Consider the following 14,863-nt stretch of genomic DNA (forward strand, 5'->3'; position numbering starts at 1 on the left):
GCTCTTCTGTCGATCCGCGCTTGACCCGGCTGCTCGGTGGCGAAGCCCTTGCGGGCCTGCGTCAGCGCCTGCGCCGGCGCTACGAGCAGGGCCTGGCTGTCGGCGACACCGGCACGCTGCGCCTGTCCGGGCTGAACGAAACCGAGCATGCCGCGCTGGCTGCCTTGCTGGGCCGGCCTGCACGCCAGCGTTCTTCGGTGCAGATCGAGCTGGCGGCCGTCGACCGCGCGCTCGATGCTGCCGGTATCGCGCCCACGCTGCGCGTCGCGCTCGAACTTCTCGATGGGCCGATCACGGACCGGGCGGCGCAGCGCGAGCGGATTCAGGAAGGCTGGCAGGGCGTCGCTCGGAGTTGCGACGCCCCTCTGCGCGGCTGGATCGAGCAGCCGCATGGTCTCGGGCTGGTCAAGCGGCTGTCTCGCCAGGACACCGACGTGGCGACCATCCTGTGCCGCGCAGCCGCTGCGGTTCTGCAGCGCCTGCCCGCCCAGGGGATCCCTCGGGCGCAGCTGGCCGCCCAGGCGCTCGGCGACGCCCATGCCCTCGATGACGGGCGACCGGTCGCCGCGCTGGTGATCGCCGTGCTGCGGCAGCGCGCAGGCGAGGCGAAGGTGGTCGTGTCCGACGCCGACGACACGGCAACGGAGCGAAGGCGCGATACCTGGGCCGGCGCCGGCGTGCTGGTCAACGAACTCGCGCGGCCCGCCTTGTGCCTGAATCTGCCCGGCGCGGCCCCTGCGGGCCAGCCCGCCTACCTGTCGTTGCGCTCGCTGGTGCGTACGCCTGTCGCCTGGCCCGTGCGCGCACGGGACATCCACGTCTGCGAGAACCCGAACCTTCTGGCGATCGCGGCGGACAGCCTCGGCGCTCGCTGCGCGCCTCTTGTGTGCACGGAGGGCATGCCGGGGGCGGCCCAGCGCACCCTGCTGCGACAGCTGGCCGAAGTGGGCGCCCGGCTGCATTACCACGGCGATTTCGATTGGCCAGGACTGGCGATCGCCAACCATGTGCTGCGCGCCTTCGGCGCCCGGCCGTGGCGCTTCACGGCAGCGGATTACCTCGCCTGCCTGCCGGCTGCAACGCGCCCCGGGTCGGTTCTGACAGGCGATCGCGTGACGGCCTGCTGGGATTCGACACTGACAGCCACGATGGAGCAACATCGGGTGGCGATTCCGGAGGAAGCCGTGGCTGACACCCTGCTGCCAGATCTGGTGCCGCGGGCGTGAGACCGGCAGGCCAGGAGGCCTTCGCAGGCGTCGCGCCGCCGCGTCCGGTCCCGTGGCGCTGCTTCGGGTAGCTTGTGTCACGCTCTGAAATGAAGATGAGGCGGCGCCGCGATTCTGGCTACGGATTCGCCGTCGGTCCTGCTCTCCTGCATTGCTTCGGGGGGACCTGTCATGTTGGCGCGGTGAATGACTCTTGCAGCTCGGAGTTCAGCGCGGCATGCCAGGCCGGCTTGCCGGAAAACTGCTGCCACGGCTCGAGGTCCAAGCTGGCATCGCTGCCCAGGTCCGGCCAATAGCCAGACTGGGTGCAGGCCTTGAATGCGGTCGCGCAGGCCTGGAACTTGTGGGCGCCATTGCCCATGAAGGTCGGGCCCGCTTCGAGCGTGCTGACGGAATGCGGCGCCGCATTCTCGGCGACGACGAACACGAACGGCTTGGGCGTGGTGATGCCCTCGTACAGGCAGCGGCCCAGGCTGTACATGTAGGACTGCAGGTCATAGTCCTTTTCCACCGCGTCTCTCAGGAAGGCGCGAGCCGCCGCGAAGCGGCTGGTCTTGAGGTCGAAGGTGATGTCCGGATGGTAGGCGTCGATCCGGATGCGCATGCCAAGGCCGGTCGACGGCTCGGTGAAGTAGATCGTCGCCTCGGGAATGGATTCGGCGATGAAGTCGTGCAGCGGCCGGCCCCTGTAGCGCGTCTCCAGTACCTTGTGCGCCAGCGTGAGCGCCTCGGCCAGGGTGGGCTCATCCACCACCAGCTTGCCGACGTGCTTCTGCTCGAACTGCTCGATGGCGTCCTTGCCCGCTGCGCTTTTGCGCTCCGCAATCCCTGGGAACACCGCCAGTTCACGGCTGGCAAGTTCTGGCTGCAGGACCAGCAGGTGCACCAGCGTGCCGAAGTCCTTCGCGTCGGATGGCCGATCGCAGGCCACGAGACTGGCCTGAAAGTGTGCGGGAGAGATCAGAAGCGGCTTCATGAGCGAGCAGCTGAGCGCGTCCCGGTCGGCGTGGTACAGGTCGGCGGGCAGATGCCGGTACAGGCAACTGTCGCCCGCTGCACCGCTGGTGGGGTGTTCGGCGCCGTGCAGGCCGGCGAAGGCCTGCGCCTGAGCGAGCGAGGATGAGAGGGAAATGGTGTCCATTGCCGGTGACCGTAGGTGTCGTCAATCCATGACAGCATGGTTGGCGCGCTTGTCAAGCCGCCGCGGTCACGCCAACGACGTCCGAGCCGCCACTTGGGGCAACCTGGGCACGACACGTCGCGTGCTACCTTGGTCGCCACAACGCACGCATGACGACCGCGGCACCCATGGAGCGCAACCCCGTCATCCAAGCCGGGGCGAGTCGCAGGACAGGTGGAATGCCGCGCTGTAGCGCGGCGGGCAGCAGGGCAGGCTCCAGCAGCCCCGGGCCCCCCCGATCTGGACCGCGGACACCCGTCACGGGCTTCTCGCGACCGGCTGGCGAGGTGCGCGAGCATGCATGTGCCGTTGCAGCTGGCCGGCCACTGCGACGACCAGCCGCGGACCAAGCGCTCGCAGGCGCCGGGCTTGACAGGAACCCGTTGCGTGTTTCGATGGAAGGGACAGGACAAGCGGAGATACCAATGGATCTGAACACCATCGCGCTGACACCCCACGCGCTGGGTTTCATCAAGGTCGCCTGCGACGACGACGCGCTGTTCGGCGAGGCACGCACGCGCAACGAGTTCCTCATCACCCAGCGCCACCACGAAGCCTGCGACGGGCAATCCAGACTGGCGGCGCATCCGCTGCGCGAGAAGCTCGCCTGCCGCGAAGGCGACCCCGGCAAGGTCACCGAAGTGCCGATCCGGCTTTTCTTCAACAGGACCTCCAACGCGATTGCCATCAAGTACCAGGCCTACTCCACGCCAGGGAACGTCCCGGTCTGCGCGGGAGACGGCAGGAAGGCCAGGCGGATCGAGCGGGCGGCCGACAACACGCAGGTCATCGCCGAACTGCCCTGTCCGGGCCCGGAGCTGTGCGAGCTGGTGCGCGCCGAGAAAGCCATTTGCCGGCGGCAGGTTCGCATGAGCGTCCAGATCGACGGCCAAAACGATCCGCTGAGCGTCTTCGAGGTCCGGACCTCCTCGCTCAATAGCTACCGCGCGCTCAAGTCCCAGCTGCTGCTGATCGAACGCCGCTTCGGCGGCCTGCGCCATGTGCCGCTGAAGCTGACCCTCTGGCAGGCCAGCAACGAGGCCAGCGGCTTCGAAGCGTTCAGCCTGATGCGGCTGGTGCTGGACGCACCGAGCGAGGCCGAGGCCATGAAGGCGGTCACGGCGGCGCGCAAGGAGCTTCAGGACGCCGGCATCAACGATGACATCGACGCCATCCTCAGCGATGAAGGCGCCGCGGAGGCCTTCGCCGGCGCGAGCATGGAGTTCCAGGCGGTGCGCGAGTGCTATGCGGAGGGGACCCGCCGCGCTGGAGCCGAAAAGGTTTGCATCTCCCCGAGTGCCCCAGGGGCGGCGGAGCAGCCGCGCATGCCCCTGGCGCAGGTAGCGGCCGCGGCGATCCAGAACGCGATGCAGCTGACGCGACCGGCCGCCGCCGAAGCAGCATGAACGAGGACCTGATCACGCGCCTGATCCTGGGTGGGCCGAGAACGGTGACGCTCGGGCGCGCGGTCGGCCAGAAGCTCGAGACGCCGAGCGCTACGGCGCTTCGCTGGCGCGGCGGACGCTGGCTGGACGAACGGGAGCCGCGCTCCGTGTGGCGCCCCGGGATGCTTCCGAAGCGCAAGCTGCAGGCCAGGCTCGCCAAGACGCTGTGCAGGAAACTGCACCTGCGGCTGCGCCCCGGCGTTGCGCTGTTCGCGGCGGTGGCCGCGCTGCTGGTCGGCGCACTCGCGATGGACTGGCACCCGCTGCGCGGCCGGTCCACCGACCCGGGCGAGCTTCCGGTGGCCGCCTTGTCGAGCGTGCGCGTGCTGCAATCGGCGTATGCGCTGCCGCCCGCCGCGCCCGAACCCGCGCCCCGGGAGCAGGCGGCGTTGGGCGAGCAACGAACCGCGGGTGCCGCCACGCCGCCGCTGCCGTACACGACGCCGGCTGATTTTCCGGCGGCGATGACATCGCACAGGGCGAGCGCGCCGGCGACACCCCGGCAAGCGTTGCAGCCCGCCAAATCCCTCGCACCGGTCGTGAAGCAAGCACCTTTACCGCCCGCACCGGCGGCGTCGGCGCGCCAGCAGTCACACGAGGACTCGGCCGTGGTTCTGGATGACGGCGCGCCCGGTCTCGCGCGCAGCCTTGTCCCCGCCAACCCGCCGGCGACGACCGCGGCACCGTCGAAGCAGCCGCCCTCCGCGACGGCGCTTGCCGCCATAGCAGCGGCTTCGGCGCCGGTGCTCCGAACGACATCGCCCGCTGCCGCGGAGCTCATCGCGATCACCCCCGACGGCAAATTCGCCGTGTTCACGGACCCGCAGACCAGGCTGCCGCGGCAGTTCGAGGTCGGTGAGCAGCTTCCGGCCGGCGACATCATCCGCTCGATCGACGCCAAGGCGGGAAGGGTGGTTTCATCGAGCATGGAGTACAGCCTTGACTGACCAGCGTGACACCGAAACCATCGTCATCGATCCGGTGGCGATGCACATCGTCAACCGCGTCGCCGGCGGCTGCCGGCAATCCGGCACCTTTCATTGCAAGGGCGGCCTGATGGTGGAAGGCCGCATGGAAGGAGAAATCGAGGTGACCGATGGACCGCTCGTGCTGATGCCCGAAGGGGTCATCGCGGGCAAGATCACGGCGCACGGCGAGGCCTATCTCTTCGGCACCCTGGGCCCCCGCTCTGACACCCAGCTGAGCGAGCTGGAAGTGGGTGGCGCCGTCTTCCTGGCCGAGACCCTTCGGGCGCAGGCCGACATCAGCGCAGGCGCCATCAAGTCGTACGAGGGTGCGCAGGTGGAGGGGCGGATCAGGACGGTGAAGCGCGCCGCGTAGCCATGGACCGCATCGCGCAGCTGGATGCTCCGCCAGCACTGGCTCGGGCGCATGCGGAGCGTAACCAGCACGCAATTTGCCCGTGACAAGCTCGCGCAAGCTGCACCACTGGCTGGCTCACGCGTGCGCGGGCGTCGCTGCCGGTGCGGCGCTGGGCTGGGGCGCCTGGGGCGGGGGCAGGGTGCCCGTGCTGGCGCTGGCGCTGCCGCTGCTGGTGGCCTTCAGCAGATCCAGGCTGCAGGCCTTCTGCGTGGCTTTCGGCTACGCGCTGGGGGTGTTGCGGTTCGCGCCTTCGTTCATCGCGAGCTGGTTCGACGGCAACATGGCCATTGGCCTTGCAGCGGTGGCGGCCTATGCCCTCATCGCCGGCCTGGTGTGGTCGTGCGGCTGGAGCGGCTCCTCGCACCTGTGGGTCAGGCAGGCAGCCATTTCGGGCGCGTGGCTGCTGGCCCTGGCTGCGTGCATCGGCGTTCCGGGCCATCCGCTGATCGCGGCCGGATTTGTCCTGCCCGGCACCGGCTGGGCGGGCGCGGGGATCGCGCTCGGGCTGCCGGCGTGCGCGCTTCTCGCAGCCCACAAGCTGGCGTCGTCGCGCGGGCTGCGCGGCGGCGCCTTGCTAGCGGTGCTGGCCTGCCTTGCCATCGCGGGCCTTGCGCTCTTCCAGCCGCCACCGGAAGGAACGGTTCCCGGCGTCCACGCGCAGCGCACGGCCTGGGGCGCGCTGCGCGGCGAACAAGCCGCGCTGCTTCGCATGCAGTGGATGGGAGCGGCCCGCCAGAGCCCGGTGCCGGCAACAGTCGTCTGGCCGGAAAGCATCCTTGGGCGCTACGAGCCGGCCCTGTACCCGGTGCTCGAGATCGAGCTGCTGCGCGAATCGCGCCGCGAAGGCCGGACCCAGATCATCGGCATGGACATACCGCTGGTTGGCAACAGGATGCTGAATGCAGCCGTGGCGTTCTATCCGGACGGACGCACCGCGACGGCCGTGGCCCGCCAGCCGGCTCCGTTGTCGCTGTGGAAGCCCTGGCGCAGCACCGAGACCTTCATCGCCGACTGGAGCGCGCGCAACATGCTGGACCTGGGCCAGGGAGACCGGGCGGCGGTGATCTTCTGCTACGAGGAATACCTGCCCCTGCTCTATTTGCTGAACGAGGCACGCGACGATCCCACCGCCTACGTGGCTCTGACCAACACCTGGGCGGCGCAATCTGAGGGCGCAGCCCTCATCCAGACTTGGCACTCACTGGGCATGGCCCGTCTCTTCGCGCGGCCTTACCTGAAGGCGGAGAACCGGCCATCGGCATGAGCGGGCAGGGGGCTTGGTAGGGATCTGAAGCCGGGCACCAGCAAGCGCGCGCCCGGCCACAAGATCTACCCGTACCTGCTGCGCAAGATGGCAATCAGTCGCTCCAACCAGGTGTGGGCTCTTGACACGACCTACATTCCGATGGCGCGTGGCTTCGTCTATCTCACGGCCGTCGTAGACGTCAGTAAGCCCCGTGGATACGCAGCCGCGGCCGCTTCCGGCGAGTGCCCGCGCGTCTGGACGCCTCAGTGATAGTCGTCTTCGCGCTGATGCCGGATAGCAGTGACGGCAACCTCTTGTTCGCTCAGGATTCGGAAGAGCGCGACGTAGCCCGTCTTGCCGAAGGGGATGACCAATTCACGCTCGAACGGATCATCGCTCGCGCGTCTACAGGTGAACGGGTTGCGTTCAAGGACGCCGAATTCCTCCAGGATCGTGTCGACAGCCCGAAGGGGAAGGTCGAAATCCCCCGACTCGATTGCGGCTGCCTCGAGGAACTCTTCTAGGCGCCGCAAGTCGTCCTTCGCTTCCCGTGTGAGCAGCACTTGGTAGGTCACAGTGCCTTCGAGGCCTGCTTCTTCTTTTCCATCCGCTTTTCAAGTCGGGCACGCATCTCACCGAGAACATCGGCAGCAGGGTAGAACTCCCCGTCACGCTGCGCTTGCACAAGCGAGGCTCGGCCACGCGCGAGGAACTCCTGCTGACTCTTGCGCGCACGTGCCGCCTCGACAGCTGATTTCTCGATGAACTGGGACAGGGTCTCGCCGTCTCGCAGGCAGCTTTCGATCTCCTGGCGAACTGCGAGCTCGACGCGTACGGGAGGCAGTTGTGTCGACTTCATGGTCGTCAGTGTATAGCAAACGCTATGCGCCGTGTGTACGCGCCATTTGATCCAAGTGAAGGCCGGAGTCGGCCATAACCAGTCCACTGTGGTATTGACGGGGCTCTAAGCGCTCCCGACAGGTAGCCGTTATCGGGAGCGGCTGGAGCGGGGCAGGGATGTTCTTCGGCAACGTACTTCTCTGGAGCCTTGTCGCCACTAGCGGACGTCGCGCTATGAAACAGTGGGCCGGCTTCCCGCCCCCGATGGCGGCTCAGACTGGGTGCAGCCGGTTAGGTTGGCGGCGGTCGCCGATACCTGACATCGGCCGACATTCGCAGCGAGCGACCGGTGTTGCTTGGAAGCTGTCTTCAGCGGGCGGCGGGTCCAAGCCGACGAGCGACGATCCTGAACGGACCGCTCCACTTCTACTACCGACCTAAAGAAGCTGCCATGTCAACGGCCCGTTGTGCAACCTGGTCGGCTATTGAGGCCAGTTCTTCGACGGGGTAAGTGCCTGCAACGAGGCCGGCATACGCGACCTCGTAACCGCGTATGGAGCCGGTCACATCAGCAGCCTCGCGCAGTGCGTCCGCGATGGAGGAGAAGCCCGCGTTCGAGAAAAGCTCCTGTCCCGAGTGCGAGACGATGTACTCATAGAGACTCGGTTGGAGCTTGCGCACATCCAAGCGAGCCACGACGGAAGCGGGCTCTGGCCGAGACGTCATCCGGCCACTGGGCGACGTCCCTGTCGTCGAATGCTTTGCGCTTACCGGAGCGCCGGAATGACCGGGCGACGTCGAGTAAGCCACTCTGCCGTCGACGCGCACCTCGCGCTCGTCGGCCATGTCGAAGAATCTGCCTTCAATCCATACGTGCGTAGGCGGGAAGAAGAAGTCGCGGAAAGGGCCTGCGAACGCATCGTCCAGATTCTTTGGGACCGTAGGCCCCGAGTACCTGAAGAACCGGTAGTTTCCGATCTCGTCGAGGAACTGTTGGAGCTCCTTGTCCGGCTCGAGACTGTCATCTTCCTTGGACAGTCCCTCTTCTCGCTCGTGCCGGAGTACGGCCCGCCAGATGTCACCTGCCAAGAATGGTGTGGCGTCATGGCACTCGTGAATCTGGGGGGTGCTTTCAGGCCGAACGTTGTCCGCGTCTTTGATGTCCATCGCGAACACCAAGCCCTTGGCGATGGTTTGGGCAGTCGCCGGTGCGGCTGGCTGCACTTTCTGCCGCTCTGAAAGAAAGGCGCCCACCGCGTCGGGCAAGTAATCGGAACTGCCTTTGGCGGCAGCGGTAGTCGCGAGGCACACTGTGACGTGCTTCCAGTCCCGATAGCCGTGTTCGCGCGCTGCTGCGTCCTGAGCGGCTGCAAGAGATTCGCCGGACGACTTGCGCCGGTTCTTGGCTAGGCGCTTCAGCTTCTGGACGGCAGTCGCCGTCGTGGGGATATGGTTCAAAGTCGCACTCCAGGTCTGGAGCGGAGACGTACGGTGCCCACTGCCGTCCTCCGCCCAACATGGAATGGGGATCGAACGATGCCGAAAGAAGTCGTCCCAGCGAACCGGGTGGGCCTTTGGTGGGCAGCAGGCGCCGACTAGCGCACGGCTGCGATTCTAGTGCAAGCCTTCGAGTTCACGAAGAAGCATTGACGTGTCGCAAGCTATATTGGCACGAAGGCTGCGACGTGGACAAGCGCCACGAGTCCGGCCGCACTGATCGGCGCAAGGACGATCGCACTGGGGAAGGCCCAGCCGTGCGTGTGCGGCGCGGCCGGGTGATGTCCTAGCGTGGGGCTGGCGATCAGCTTCGGAGCGAGCGTCTGAGGGGCCGCTCGAGACTGGGTGCGGTCGGCCAGGCTGGACCGCCTAGTGACGGCGGTCGCCGTTACCTAACATCGGGCGACGCAAACGTCGAGCGCCCGCGGTTGGGGCGGAAGCGCGCGTTAGTGGGCTGACCTGGTGCTCACACCAGCGACTAAACGGACTCCGCGATTAACCCGGGACGCCGACGACAACCTCATTCTCCTCGAACCATCCCTCCTGAACTACGAAGCGACGGACACGGTCAGGAGCGCTGGTGTAGGCGACTAACGCGAGACTGCCCTTGGCGCGACTGCACGTGACGTAGAACAGCCGTCGAGTGGCTTCTACTGTCTTGTCTCCTGCTGCCTTTCCGCCGAACAAATCCTCGTACTTAAAAAGAAAACCCCGTGCCTCTGCGTCGTCCATGATGACCATTACCCTGTCGAACTCAAGCCCCTTAACACCCTGATGGGTGTCAAAGTGCGCTTTCCCTGCCAGATACATTGCAAAGGGCTCGACCTGTGAGAACGGTGCTGCCAGAAACTTCTCGATCGCCGCCACTCGCTCAATGTGACGATCCGATTCCTCGTCACCCGCGGCGATCGCAGCCGTTCCTTCGCCCTGATGCGCAGGCGCTTGCAAGACTTCCGGGATCACCAGCAGATTGCTTCGCGCGATGCAGCGGAGCACTTGTGAAAGCGTGGGATCAGCGTCGTCCTTCCACAGCAACATCAATTCATCGATGGCCGCCGAGACCTTCTGAAGCTGCTTGTGCTTGTCATCCGCCGCCCGCAACGCTTCGGGTGTCAGCAACGGCGACAGAGCCTTGGAGATGCGTGCGATCGCGAACCGATCCTCTGCTCGTTTCGCAGCAATGAGGGGAAGAACGTCCTCGGCAAAAAAACGTGACGCGGGGAGTGTTCCTTCAAGAAAACTGGTGCGCCAGCTCTCGACCTCGTAAAGGGGAACAAACATGTCCAGGAAACCCATTCGCAACGCCGCCATGCGATGTTCCAGCGTCAGGGTCTTAACCGCGTTGGGAGTGTTCCACATGTCATCGCCCGTAACCCTACACATATGCCGTGCGACGGCTCGCTCGGCAGCCTGCTTCCCCTTCTCGTCTGCATCGTTCGGCAGCAGGTACAAACGAACGAAGCCCTCGGCGGCATCGGAGCGAGGCCTCTGCTGCTGTGTGTCGGCAGTGCTTCTGACCTTGTTGATCAGTCTCACGATGCGCTTCGGACAACGATGGTTCAATTTCTTGCTGGGAGTCGCCCAGTCTGGGGGAAGGTTCTGTCCGAGACCATCCTTGCCGTCGTTGTAGATGCGCTGCATCATGTCGCCGAGCAGGCCGAGGATAAACCTTTCTTTGTGCGCCGCCTGAACCAAAAAGAGCGCATCGATCAGATGCTTGTTTGTGTCCTGACTTTCATCAATCAGCAGGACCGGGTGCCGACCAACCAAGATGCTCTGCATCGCTGCCTTTGTCTTCAGGAAATGCGACGTTAGCTGCAAGACCTCGGCGTGATTGAGCGCATCGCGTGTGCGATTGTCTCCGGTTGGGCTGTACACGAAGCGCTTGATGCCGTCGAGTCCGTGAAGCCGTTTGGTCTTTGAAGCAATCTTCCGGAGTCTCGTCTCGGACGCGTCCGTCCCCTTCCGTCCTTTGGCTTCCTTGGTCTGGAGATCAGCGATATCCGCAATCAGGTCGGCGCGAATCCATTCGCGGATGTCGCGGTTCATCCCCTCAATCAGCGACCACGCGAAGCTGTGGATCGTCCGTACGTCGATCAGCGGGTCGAACATCAAGCGTCGTTTGATTTCGTCACTAGCCGCGTTGGTAAAGGTAATGACGGCAACGCGTTGCCCCTTGATCCTCAGCGAGCTAGCGAGGCTACGCTGAACATGCTGTAGCGCTGTCACCAGTGATCTCGTCTTGCCGGAGCCAGCGCCGGCGAAGAGGAAGAAACTGCGCGGCGCGGCGAGATCGAGACAAGCCGCGATCTCTACGTCGACGACGCTGTCGATGTCGTCGTCAAAGGCGTCGGGAGCAGCCATCATGCCGCCACCATAGGCTCGCCCGCCATGTCCTGCTCTTTGCGCTTCAGTTGCCCCTCCAACCAGGCCAGACCGGTGTGGATGTACGCCGGGACCTTGAGACCATCGATCTCGTCGCTGTACAAGAGGTCGAGCGCGAATTCCGCCTTGTTGCCGCTTCCAAGAGCAGCGGCACAAGCCTCGGCGAGTTCACCGACATCTTTGCTGTCTGCGAGTGCCTTGCGGAAACTTGCGATGAGACCCGTTCCGGCGAGCTTGTCGAATATGGGAATGTTCTCGTAGATGATGGCGTCTTCGAACGTGTTGGCAAGCGCCTCAACTTCCCCCGGCGATTTGTAGTTCACCGCGATTGGCTGCTGATAGGCAACACGGATCGCGTAGCCGCTCGGGTCAGCGTAGACAATCTCTTCGGCCTTCTTGTCGAGAAGGATGTCGAAGGATTCCTCGGCGGGAATCCACGTCTTCAACGTCTCATTTCGCGCTTTCAGACCAGCCCCGCGCTTTGGGATGGCAACCTTTCCCGAGGCCCCGTCCTTCGCATCAATATCGGTAACGATCAGCGTGTTGAGTCCAAGATGGAGCAGGAGGGACTTCAGCCGATGCGCGTGGCTGCCCCCGATCTCGAGCCAAGTGATGTAGCAACGATTGAGGTACTCGTACTCCTTGCGAGCGCGGACAAGATGAGGGATCAGAATCCGTTCAGCCGGGCCCTCGACCAGAACGGCTCCGTCCGCGAAGAACAGGTCGCAATGCGTCGCTTTCAGGTAGCGTTTGACAAACCGGTCCGTCTGGTCCTCGGCGCCGAAAATCTCGGAGAGATTGACGACGGATGAGACTGGGACGGCGCCGGCAACTGCCGGAGCTGGGAGTCTTCGGAAATAGCGCAGCGACGCGAAGTCTGCTTCGTGCGCAAGATGACTGGAATGCGTGCTGACTACGAGCTGTGTTCTCAGATCCTTTGAGCCTTTCAGCTTGTCATGCTTACGCAGAACGTCATAGGCCTGTTTGATGAAGACCTGCTGCACCTGTGCATGCAAGTGAGCCTCGGGTTCCTCGATCAAAACAAGATGCAGAGGCGGGATGAGCGCATCCTCGGCGGATGTAGTACTTCCTGCCTTGCCCACCTTCATCCACTTGTCGCGAAAGCTCATCAAGGCGAACACGATTGAGACCAAGTTTTGATAACCGAGCCCGTTCGAATCCTCCGGCAGGCGATGAACAGTTTCGGGGCCTGAGAGGTTCGTCGGGACCAGGTACTGCACCGCGGATCCGTGGTTCAGACCGTCGATAGGCTTGATCTTGGCTGAGATGCTGAGTTTTGGATCGGTGACCCCCGGGTAGCCGATGTCCTCGAGTTCCTTAAGGGCGACGGAAAAGGAGTCCGCAAGACGCTCTCCAAAAGCGGTTTGCGCTTCATGCAGGGCCTGCAAGGCCTGCAGGTCCTTGGGCTCGGGCGTATCGAACGGGTCGAGGTGCTGCGTGTAGTAAGACCGAAGCTGACTCGACAACTTTCTTCCGGATCGATGCTCGGCCTGATCGTCTCCCCGATCATCGCCCCGCGAGGCGGTTTGCGGCGCAAACCCAAATCCGCGTTGCGCACTGATCTCATCGATGCGGATAAGGCCCTTGAATGGATCGCCTTCAATTGGTTCGCTGTCGGCGGGCAGGCTTTGCGGTGTGGCGAGGCCGTCCTTCGACGCGACAAGCTTGGAAGGATCCAGTAGATAGGCGCGAACCTCAAAGTTCGCACGCAGGCGGCGCGACAAGAAGTCCATCATTGACCGGGGCCAGAGTGCGAATTCAGGTCCGGCTTTCATCCCCACTGCCGCTGCGGCTCCCGGCTCGCCCGGAGCCAGACCGCTGGTCGGTTTGGGCGCATCAGCCACGGCCATTACAGCCGCAGCAGCCGCCTTGGCGGCCAAGTACTCCTGCTTAAGAGCGGGCACATCCTTCGGTTCGTAGCGAAGGCGAACTCCAATACTGGACCCATCCCAGTCCAGGGTCGGCAACAGCTTTTGAACGTAGTGAAGTTCGTGCGACGGCACACTGAGCCAGACATCGACGAAGGGAAGCGCCTTCCCCCAATCGAAAGGCACGGCTTCCTCGCCTGCTGTAGCCTTCTCCCAAGAAGCTCCAACCGCATCGAGCTGCGCCCAATGTGTGAGCGTGATGTCGTTGATCGAAAAGTCGGACCGTTCAACGAGAAACCGCCGTAGCGCGACCATCGCAGAGGTCTTACCGCTATTGTTGGCCCCAACGAAGATTGTTGTTTCTTCAGCGAAGTCGATGTGAACGGCTTGGAGCTTCCTGAAGTTACCTACATCGACGTGTTTGATATGCATACGCCTCCCCGTTAGTATCAGAAGCGCTCCCTAAGAGGCCGGGGCACACTGCTGGACCTCGAACTCTACCTTGGGCACACGGCGACGACCTCCACAAGCTTGGGTAACTGAGTCGCTGCAGGTGATCCAACGGCGGAACGCAGGTGCCGCTATCAACAACATGCCATGACGGCTCGGAGCTGACGCGCCGAGTGTTGGGGAGCCGTACTTGTCGAACGTCAAGTTCGTGCGGCAAACCCGCCCGCCAGTTCGCGACATCGGACTGCCGCAACCGCTGCGAAGCGGAAACAGCAGGCCCGACCCACTCGACCGACGGGGGGCTACCTCAGACGAGCGCCGTTCCGAGGCCGAACGGGCAGGGCGCGAGTGCTCCCGAATAACAGGAGCAGGTCGGGGGAGCGGAGTACCTTGAAGACAAGGCAGAAATCGGCCACAAGCGGCCCTACCGTGGTTGAAGGAGGAAAGGGCGGGTAAGCTGACGAGGCGGCCGCCTCGCATCTTCCTGCCGGGGCGGTAACCTGGGAAGGACAGTGACATGACAAAACGGGTCGCCTTGATCACCGCCGGCGGGAGCGGCATGGGTGCCGCCGCCGCGCGCCGGCTGGCGGCGGATGGCTTCCTGGTGGGCGTCATGTCGGCATCTGGCAAAGGGCAGGCGCTCGGGCGCGAACTGGGAGGAGTGGGTGTCACCGGCTCCAACCAGTCCACGCAGGCCCTGGGTGAACTCGTCGGCCTCGCGATGGCACGGTGGGGCCGGATCGACGTGCTCGTGAACAGTGCGGGCCACGGCCCGCGGGGGCCGATCCTCGACATCTCGGACGAGGACTGGCACAGAGGCATGGACACCTACTTGCTCAACGTGATCCGGGCGACGCGGCTGGTCGCGCCGATGATGAAGGCGCAACAAGGAGGCGCGATCATCAACATCTCCTCGGCATGGGCCTTCGAGCCCACCGAGCAGTTTCCGACGTCCGCTGTCTTCCGGGCGGGCCTGGCCGCCTTCACGAAGATCTTCAGCGACACGCACGCGTCGTTCAATGTCCGGATGAACAACGTTCTTCCCGGATGGATCGACAGCCTTCCCGCCACCGATGCGCGACGCCAGACCGTCCCGATGCAGCGATACGGAAAGAGCGAGGAGATCGCGGCGACGATTTCGTTCCTTGCCTCCGACGGTGCCGCCTACATCACGGGACAGAACCTGCGCGTGGACGGCGGACTCACGCGATCGGTCTGAGCACCATGGGTTGCAGCCTTGCGAGAGAAGGGGCACCGGCGACATGATGCGACGCCAACTGGTGAAGATCCTTGCTGCCGCTGGCCTGGACAGCTTTGCGTTC

Annotated in this window: 12 protein-coding genes and 1 pseudogene; 7 read left to right on the forward strand and 6 right to left on the reverse strand. The window is 64.5% G+C overall.

Annotated elements, in window-relative coordinates:
- Positions 1 to 20 precede the first annotated feature (20 nt).
- Positions 21 to 1,226 carry a TIGR02679 family protein gene (locus WG923_RS23440; protein ID WP_340353425.1) on the forward strand — a complete coding sequence of 402 codons (1,206 nt, stop codon included), beginning with the start codon at positions 21 to 23 and terminating at the stop codon, positions 1,224 to 1,226.
- Between the two features lie 169 nt (positions 1,227 to 1,395).
- Here WG923_RS23440 and WG923_RS23445 read toward each other — a convergent pair whose 3' ends face one another.
- On the reverse strand, positions 1,396 to 2,367 hold the full coding sequence (locus tag WG923_RS23445) for a PD-(D/E)XK nuclease-like domain-containing protein (RefSeq protein WP_340353426.1): 972 nt from the start codon (positions 2,365 to 2,367) through the stop codon (positions 1,396 to 1,398).
- Between the two features lie 422 nt (positions 2,368 to 2,789).
- On the opposite strand from WG923_RS23445, the gene WG923_RS23450 reads away from it, so the two are divergent.
- The 5 genes and pseudogenes from WG923_RS23450 to WG923_RS23470 all read left to right on the forward strand — a co-directional run.
- Positions 2,790 to 3,812: a recombination directionality factor gene (locus WG923_RS23450; RefSeq protein ID WP_340353427.1), complete on the forward strand. Its 1,023-nt coding sequence runs from the start codon at positions 2,790 to 2,792 to the stop codon at positions 3,810 to 3,812.
- On the forward strand, positions 3,809 to 4,798 hold the full coding sequence (locus tag WG923_RS23455; RefSeq protein ID WP_340353428.1) for a hypothetical protein: 990 nt from the start codon (positions 3,809 to 3,811) through the stop codon (positions 4,796 to 4,798). Before WG923_RS23450 ends, WG923_RS23455 begins: the two co-directional genes overlap by 4 nt.
- Positions 4,791 to 5,192, forward strand: coding sequence for a bactofilin family protein (locus tag WG923_RS23460; RefSeq protein ID WP_340353429.1), 402 nt, complete (start codon positions 4,791 to 4,793; stop codon positions 5,190 to 5,192). The genes WG923_RS23455 and WG923_RS23460 overlap by 8 nt, the downstream gene beginning before the upstream one ends.
- Before the next feature lie 82 nt (positions 5,193 to 5,274).
- Entirely contained in the window at positions 5,275 to 6,498 is a 1,224-nt protein-coding gene (locus tag WG923_RS23465; RefSeq protein WP_340353430.1) for a conjugal transfer protein TraB, read from the forward strand.
- A gap of 27 nt (positions 6,499 to 6,525) precedes the next feature.
- A pseudogene (locus WG923_RS23470) lies at positions 6,526 to 6,678 on the forward strand (IS3 family transposase); the annotation flags it as partial.
- Between the two features lie 65 nt (positions 6,679 to 6,743).
- Here WG923_RS23470 and WG923_RS23475 read toward each other — a convergent pair.
- From WG923_RS23475 to WG923_RS23495, 5 genes are all read right to left on the reverse strand, one after another.
- Positions 6,744 to 7,055, reverse strand: coding sequence for a type II toxin-antitoxin system RelE/ParE family toxin (locus WG923_RS23475; protein ID WP_340353431.1), 312 nt, complete (start codon positions 7,053 to 7,055; stop codon positions 6,744 to 6,746).
- On the reverse strand, positions 7,052 to 7,339 hold the full coding sequence (locus tag WG923_RS23480; protein WP_340353432.1) for a YlcI/YnfO family protein: 288 nt from the start codon (positions 7,337 to 7,339) through the stop codon (positions 7,052 to 7,054). The genes WG923_RS23475 and WG923_RS23480 overlap by 4 nt, the downstream gene beginning before the upstream one ends.
- Positions 7,340 to 7,749: 410 nt before the next feature.
- The gene (locus tag WG923_RS23485) at positions 7,750 to 8,778 is read right to left on the reverse strand and encodes a hypothetical protein (RefSeq protein WP_340353433.1); all 1,029 of its coding nucleotides are present in this window, start codon (positions 8,776 to 8,778) and stop codon (positions 7,750 to 7,752) included.
- Between the two features lie 534 nt (positions 8,779 to 9,312).
- Positions 9,313 to 11,184: a UvrD-helicase domain-containing protein gene (locus tag WG923_RS23490; protein ID WP_340353434.1), complete on the reverse strand. Its 1,872-nt coding sequence runs from the start codon at positions 11,182 to 11,184 to the stop codon at positions 9,313 to 9,315.
- The gene (locus WG923_RS23495; protein WP_340353435.1) at positions 11,181 to 13,523 is read right to left on the reverse strand and encodes an AAA family ATPase; all 2,343 of its coding nucleotides are present in this window, start codon (positions 13,521 to 13,523) and stop codon (positions 11,181 to 11,183) included. The genes WG923_RS23490 and WG923_RS23495 overlap by 4 nt, the downstream gene beginning before the upstream one ends.
- Before the next feature lie 535 nt (positions 13,524 to 14,058).
- On the opposite strand from WG923_RS23495, the gene WG923_RS23500 reads away from it, so the two are divergent.
- Positions 14,059 to 14,760 (forward strand): SDR family oxidoreductase, encoded by a 702-nt coding sequence (locus WG923_RS23500; RefSeq protein ID WP_340353436.1) that lies wholly within the window; start codon positions 14,059 to 14,061, stop codon positions 14,758 to 14,760.
- Positions 14,761 to 14,863 lie beyond the last annotated feature (103 nt).

Origin of the sequence: Ramlibacter sp. AN1133, from assembly GCF_037890035.1 — a bacterium.
In the GTDB taxonomy this organism is placed as follows: Bacteria; Pseudomonadota; Gammaproteobacteria; order Burkholderiales; family Burkholderiaceae_C; genus Ramlibacter.